Raw genomic sequence first — 6,640 nt, forward strand, 5'->3', positions numbered from 1 at the left:
TAATCCGGAACGGTTTTTTAAGTATATCAGACCAGTACGAAAGTAAATAAAATCGTCTGCCTATCCACTATACAGACGCTAATCAAGAAATCAAATAGAACATGAAGCAAGTACACACTCGCCGCCCAACGGAAAATAAAAAAACCGTTGTTTGGCGGTTGGGGAATTTGTTGGATAGTATTTCCTATAGCAGGAGTATTATTTGTAATGTTCTTTACTGTATATAAATACAGATTTAAAATTTAATGGTTTGACTTATGGTGGATGGAATTATAAGTCTACACATATTACAAGGGAACTCATTAGATAAGTTCCCTTTTTTATTACTTTTATATATTATTTAATTATACCTAGATTTTCTATAACTTCAAAACATACTCTTTACCCTCGCACAAATTTTTTCCATCATTACATTCATATGGTATGTCCTTAATATATGAAAATCCTAACTTGTCCAACACCCTGCCAGAAGCAGGATTTTCTTTTGCATATCTCCCCATTATTTCTTTTATTCCTAAATCTTCTTTAGCAAATTTTATAACTTCCTGCATTGCTTCTGTTGTATAACCAAATCCCCATGCTTTTTTACCCAAATTATATGCTATTTCAAATTTTCCATAATCCTCTTCAACATAAATTAATCCAGTTCCAAGCAAATCGCCTGTTTCCTTTGATAAAATTGCCCATCTGTACCAATCATCAGAATCTATTTTGCTTAATTCTTTTTCTACCCAATCAATAGTTTTACTAACATCATTATGACTGGTCCAGAACATATACTTTGCTACATCAGGGTCGCTTTCCCAACATTTAAACACTTCCTGTACATCTTCTATACAAAATGGTCGCAATATCAATCTATCCGTTTCCAATATTGGTGTTCTCATATCTATATCCCCCTTTTACTGCGTTTATATATAAATAAGTTGCGAAACAATATAGTATTAGTGTCTTTTTATTTTAGTTTTGGTCATTACATAATTTTCCCACATATATATAGCAATAATATAAAGATAAGAGAATTCCTTTGGATAGTCAGATTTCTCCATTTGATATGTATTTCTTGATTTATCCTCTTTAATCAAACAACTATTTGGAATACCTAATGATTCTGCGAAATTAGCCATAATATCTGCTTCAATATATTTATTATAGACTCCTCCACCCGAACATATAATGTTATTAGCGTATCCCTTATTAAATAATTCAACTGCTTTTATAACTCTTTCTCTCATTATTGGCGAAGGCTTGCCATCCTGTAATACAGGAAAGCCTAAAATAATTATCACATCAAATCTATCCCTTTTCAATTTTGTTGCAGGAGACTTATAAAGCAAAAGAGGATATAAGTTGATTAATACAAGGATTATAATAAAAATAAAAACACTTATTGCCATATACTTTAATAAAATAATAAGAATATTAGCATCCATTTCCTTTTGTACTTCATTCATCGCGTATAATTTATTTATACATCTTTCCCAGTTTCTTACTACTGCGACTTAACTAATAGTAATTATATCATATTCACACATTACACCACATTATTCAATCTTCATAGAACATTGTTCCTATATGCTCTTTATAGAATACCTACGCCTTTTTTTACATCACAACACAAGAACACCATAAAATTAAACTTAATAATATGATGCTCTAGCAAATTGTATTTATAATAAATGCAAAATAATAATCTTGAAATATTTCCTTAATCAAATCATTTAAATACTAAATTGGAAATTTATTCGCATAAACCACATTTCTTATAGATACCTAAAATTACAGGCTGCTTTCCTTCAATATAGGAATCTATATCTTCTGGATATTTCAAAGTCATCTCTTTTTTTATGGAACTATATCTATCCATATCCTCTTTGTGTTGTCTTAAATAATTTCTAAATGTTATATGACGATGCAATTCTTCATTATCTTTATTGCATACATACAAATGGTGTACCATTAAATGTGACTTATTTTTATAACCAAATGCTTCTCTACCAGATATACCCAAATCTTCTTCATATATATATCCAATAGACTCTAATGCTTTTTTTACTTCTTCAAAATTTTTATCAATCACAACATCTATGTCAATAATTGGTTTTGCCGCCAATCCTTCAACAGATGTGCTTCCTACATGCTCAATTGAATTTATTTTTCCAGACAAAACTGTTAATAATTCATTTTTTATACGTTCAAATTCATTTTTCCATTCTGGATTATAATCTTCTACTATTACATGTTTCGTTTTCATTAAAATCTCCTCTACAAATTACTATTTATATTACTCAACCTTAAATTGGAGATTTGCCATGCTCATTAAAATTTAATAATACAAATTACTTTCGCTTTCTGCAAACTATAATAAATCTGTGTTCAATACTCTCTATATATCCTTTAACATTTAACTCTTCATGCAACTTACATAATTCTCCAAAACAACTATCTACAGAGAAATTTGGAAATTCCCACTTAATATTTTTTGCAAAATAAACTAATGCTCCAATATCCTTAAAACGTAAGTATGGAAAAAACTCTTTAGCATATAAAATTTCAAAAAAGTTTTTTTCTATTTCTTTTAGGTTATTATCTAATGTATTTTCAGAGAATAATGGCTTAAAATTTTTAATTAATGCATTAGATAATTTTTCGTTATTTTTCCCACCTACTTGCTGTGTAATAAATATTCCATTTGGCTTCAATATCCTTTTGACCTCTTTAATATCAAAAGATTCATGTCTATTAATAATCATATCAAAAGCATTATCTTTAAAAGGTAATTTTGAATCATTAAATACCTGCTTTACTTCAATTCCAAGTGGTTCTAATTTTTTCTTACACAACTTTACATTAGGCTCCCACATTTCTGTAACTGATGTATTATTGTAAGGATGATTCAATGATAATAGAAATTCTCCTCCACCAGTACCCATATCAAGTAATTTATAATCTAAATTTAAATATTTTTTTAATATATCTTTATAGTCCCAAGGCAATTCTTCATCTTTCCATCTATTTTTTAAATGAGAAAAATCCCATCCTTCAAATGTATTTTTCTCCTCTTTCTTCCATAATTCTTTTAATTCACTATAATCCATAACTGTACCTCTTTTCTTTTATTTTTGCTTATTAGAAAATTGGTGCAGTTTCCTGATAGTATGTTTAAATTTAATCTTGGTACAATCTACTATCAGTTATTATAACTGCACCAAGTAATTAATTCGATTTTTTCCCATTTTGAGACTTCACCTACTTTCGTATTTAAATAATACTAATTCATGTAATATAATCGTTATTCATTAGAATTGTAACTGCTTGATAAATTACTATTTATAATACTTACCCTTAAATTTCGGATTTAAATTGTACAGTGCCTATAATCTCCACCATATAGTTTCTTCTTGTTTATATTTTTTGAATCCACAACACTCTAAAATTCTTTGAGATGCAAAACCATCTGAATCAGTCTCTGCAATTATATTTCTAACTCCTTTTTGTTTTAATGCCCACTCACACATTGCTTTTACAGCTTCTGTCATATAACCATTATGCTCAAATTCTTTGCCTAAGCCATATCCAATCTCAACTTCACCTTTTTCATTAGGAATATTTTTAAAATCAGCTGACCCTACTACAACTCTATCCTCCTTGTGAATTAAGAAAAAAAAGCTATGCCATAAATAATTATTAGGATCTTTTCGTGTTATTTCATACTGTCCCTTTACTATTTCAATAAAAAATCCTTTCATTGGCTCTGCCTTATAGGAACAGTCTAATTCTTTTTCAAGTTCAGGAATATCTTCAATCCATAGTTTTAATTGATTAGGGGTTAACGGAATAAGCTCCAAGCGTTCAGTTTGTATTATCATTTTGTTTCCTCCATTAAATAAAATACTACTTACATTTATGCCAATTATAAAAATCTTTTAGGTCTGCTTTTCGTTCTTGTGATAAGGTTGTTTTTTTAACACCTTGAATTGCACCTTCCAACGCTAACAATCTATGAATACACGCAGAGGCATCAATCTCTTGTATTTTCAGCCATGCTTGTTCTGTGCCAATATCTTTTAATTCATTATAAGTAAATATACCTATCTTATTCAACTGACTTTCAACTTCTTTTCCTATATTAGGTAGTTTTGATAATTCTCCCATAATAATCTCCCTTCGAATTACTATTTATCGAATCCCAAATTTAATAAAAGATATTAGTTCCTCAACATTATCAAAATCATCATAATCTCCGTTTATTCCTTCTCTATGATATACCACTCCCTTTTTTTCATTTCTCTCTAAACAATCAAGAAGTTCTTCAATTCCATATCTCTTAATAAATAAAGTAAATCCATAAGGCTTTATTTTGTTTAATAACCCCTTATGACATTCTTCCTTACATGAATAACAAGCAGTTATATCTTTTTTAATAGAACATCTACGATTTTCACACCATTCTTTATCTGGACATTCACCTGAATTACAACCAGAACATTTTATATTCTCTGAACACAGACAACAAGCAAGTCCACAACGTGCAATTCCTAATTCTCTTCTCATTTTAATACCTCTTCAAATCTTATAATTTATCTTTATTTTTTACCCTTGAAGATTATTGGATTGTCGTTCCATATTTTCCACAACAATATCATAAATATCACCTAATGAAGCACAATACTCAAGTACTTTCCATGGAGTATTTGTGTGGAAATGAATTTTAATCAATTCCTCATCACCAACTGCAAGCAAGCAATCCCCCTCAATGTTTTTTGTAATATACTCGTTTATTTCATCTTCTGAGAGATTTTCTCCTTCAATTAATAACTGCGTGTCAAATTTGTATTCAATCATAATTATTCTCCTTCTCCGTTTTATAAATTTTTATTCTCTTATTAGTTTCGAATTTATTTATATATATTATTTTTTATTAATGAAACTTAGCCTACATGAAAATTATACCATATCTTCTACATTGTAATAAAACCAATATATTCAATATAACATTTTTTATTTTTCTTTTTTAAAGTGACAAAATGGCCTTATTAATATATTTATCTAATAATTTATCCGATGACTACCATCCGTAATACTCCTATTGCTAATGAGCATAATAAACTTATATGAATGCATAAAAAAACTTACTATCTTTGAAATGGGCTCCAGCAGATATACCTGTTGTCAAACTATTAATAAAAGAATCATAAAAGGGCTGTCTCAAAATAAATTATTATACAAAAAATATTTTAAAATAGTCCCAAATATATTATAAATGATTAAGTTTTTAAGTAAAATTTGGCTATAAAACAGAGAAAGGACTTCTCATATTGCATTTTTATGCGTTATGAGACAGCCCCCTTGATTAAACTCTAAATATAAACTATTGTGTATTTCATTCTCCAATTTCAAAAATAATTAAGGAAAATTAGATCTTAATTTATTTGAAATACGACACAAAAAATATCGCAAATTCATCTCTGAATAATGCGATATTTTAATCTGCTATTTATTCATTAATTTGAAAATACTACATTCTCTTTAGCATTATTTTTAAACCAAATAGTAAAATAGTTAATGCAATCTAGTACATCCTTAGGCGATAAATTTTCTCTGTTAAGAAGTGCTTTCTCAATCTTTTTTAAAAAATTCTCTTTAGGAAAATAATGCTGAAGAATGACTAAATTTTCTTGTATATTTGCAGACCAGCTGTTATCTATTACAGATATAAGACAATAGGCTCCTCTTACAATACGTTTTAATGCTGATAGCAACATGCTATTATCAAAATCTTCTTCAATTATTGATTTTTTATAGCTATCCAATGTATTAATAATATCTTGATTCAAAGATTTTGCTATATTGATATTAGGCTTCATTCTAGGGAACTGAATAGACAAATCCTCCCCATATATACAAGTACAAATGTGCTTTAACCAAAATCCCCAAGAATATAAATTTTCATTTTTATTAACATCATCTAAAAGTCCCATATCATAATCCACTTTTGGTATATTAGGATTATTACATATAAAATTTTTAGTCTCCTGATTCAAAGTTGTAGTTTCTAAAGGTGTAAGTGATGAGGTTAATACTACTGATAAGTCAATATCTGAAGAACCCAACACTGCCTCTCCCCTGCCTACGCTACCATATATATACACACTATGTACCTTATCGCCAGTACATTCTTTTAAAATATCAAGTATTTCTTCTAATGTTTTTTGGTAGACATAACTAATTTTATCTTTTGATGTTTGATTTATAATGTATCCATCTATATCTACACCAATTTTTGTAGGAAACTGCATTTCCGTCACTCCTTAATATATTTTATAAAAATACCAAATATATTTTCCAAGAAAATGTTTTACCACTTAATCGGCATCTCTATAATATTATGGATTATATTATAACATATTTTGTAAATACAGCATTATTCAATTTTCACAAATCATTCATATCTAGATATTTAAAAATCTAATTATCTAATCCCCTGAAAAAATTACATAATAATTTTTGTAAAGCTCTTTCTTCAACCTCCCTAAAGGAAAATTCCTCCCTGGGCAATTAGTAGCATTAAGCTCACCATGACCGTGTATTTTATTAATATTGTATTTACTACAAATATAGCGGGATAATTTCACCAAAG

At 28.3% G+C, this 6,640-nt stretch carries 9 protein-coding genes; all 9 read right to left on the reverse strand.

All coding sequences use genetic code 11. The features are described 5' to 3' along the window. Positions 1–359: 359 nt before the first annotated feature. The 9 genes from RYO54_RS19930 to RYO54_RS19975 all read right to left on the reverse strand — a co-directional run bounded on the left by RYO54_RS19930 (position 360) and on the right by RYO54_RS19975 (position 6,299). Positions 360–887, reverse strand: a complete 528-nt coding sequence (locus RYO54_RS19930) for a GNAT family N-acetyltransferase (RefSeq protein ID WP_315122437.1) — start codon at positions 885–887, stop codon at positions 360–362. Positions 888–944: 57 nt separating this feature from the next. Further along, entirely contained in the window at positions 945–1,454 is a 510-nt protein-coding gene (locus RYO54_RS19935; protein WP_315122438.1) for a YdcF family protein, read from the reverse strand. 287 nt (positions 1,455–1,741) lie between these two features. Next, positions 1,742–2,254 (reverse strand): GrpB family protein, encoded by a 513-nt coding sequence (locus RYO54_RS19940; RefSeq protein ID WP_315122439.1) that lies wholly within the window; start codon positions 2,252–2,254, stop codon positions 1,742–1,744. An 85-nt stretch (positions 2,255–2,339) separates the two neighbouring features. Next, the gene (locus tag RYO54_RS19945) at positions 2,340–3,098 is read right to left on the reverse strand and encodes a class I SAM-dependent methyltransferase (RefSeq protein ID WP_315122440.1); all 759 of its coding nucleotides are present in this window, start codon (positions 3,096–3,098) and stop codon (positions 2,340–2,342) included. A gap of 276 nt (positions 3,099–3,374) precedes the next feature. Next, positions 3,375–3,869: a GNAT family N-acetyltransferase gene (locus RYO54_RS19950; RefSeq protein ID WP_315122441.1), complete on the reverse strand. Its 495-nt coding sequence runs from the start codon at positions 3,867–3,869 to the stop codon at positions 3,375–3,377. Between the two features lie 25 nt (positions 3,870–3,894). Beyond that, positions 3,895–4,155, reverse strand: coding sequence for a TfoX/Sxy family protein (locus RYO54_RS19955; RefSeq protein ID WP_315122442.1), 261 nt, complete (start codon positions 4,153–4,155; stop codon positions 3,895–3,897). A gap of 24 nt (positions 4,156–4,179) precedes the next feature. Then, positions 4,180–4,554, reverse strand: a complete 375-nt coding sequence (locus RYO54_RS19960; protein WP_315122443.1) for a DUF3795 domain-containing protein — start codon at positions 4,552–4,554, stop codon at positions 4,180–4,182. A 39-nt stretch (positions 4,555–4,593) separates the two neighbouring features. Beyond that, positions 4,594–4,845, reverse strand: coding sequence for a kinase to dihydroxyacetone kinase (locus RYO54_RS19965; RefSeq protein WP_315122444.1), 252 nt, complete (start codon positions 4,843–4,845; stop codon positions 4,594–4,596). Positions 4,846–5,504: 659 nt separating this feature from the next. Further along, positions 5,505–6,299 carry a nucleotidyltransferase domain-containing protein gene (locus RYO54_RS19975; RefSeq protein WP_315122445.1) on the reverse strand — a complete coding sequence of 265 codons (795 nt, stop codon included), beginning with the start codon at positions 6,297–6,299 and terminating at the stop codon, positions 5,505–5,507. Positions 6,300–6,640: the final 341 nt, after the last annotated feature.

This window comes from uncultured Clostridium sp. (assembly GCF_963515715.1).
Taxonomy (GTDB): domain Bacteria; phylum Bacillota; class Clostridia; order Clostridiales; family Clostridiaceae; genus Clostridium_AW.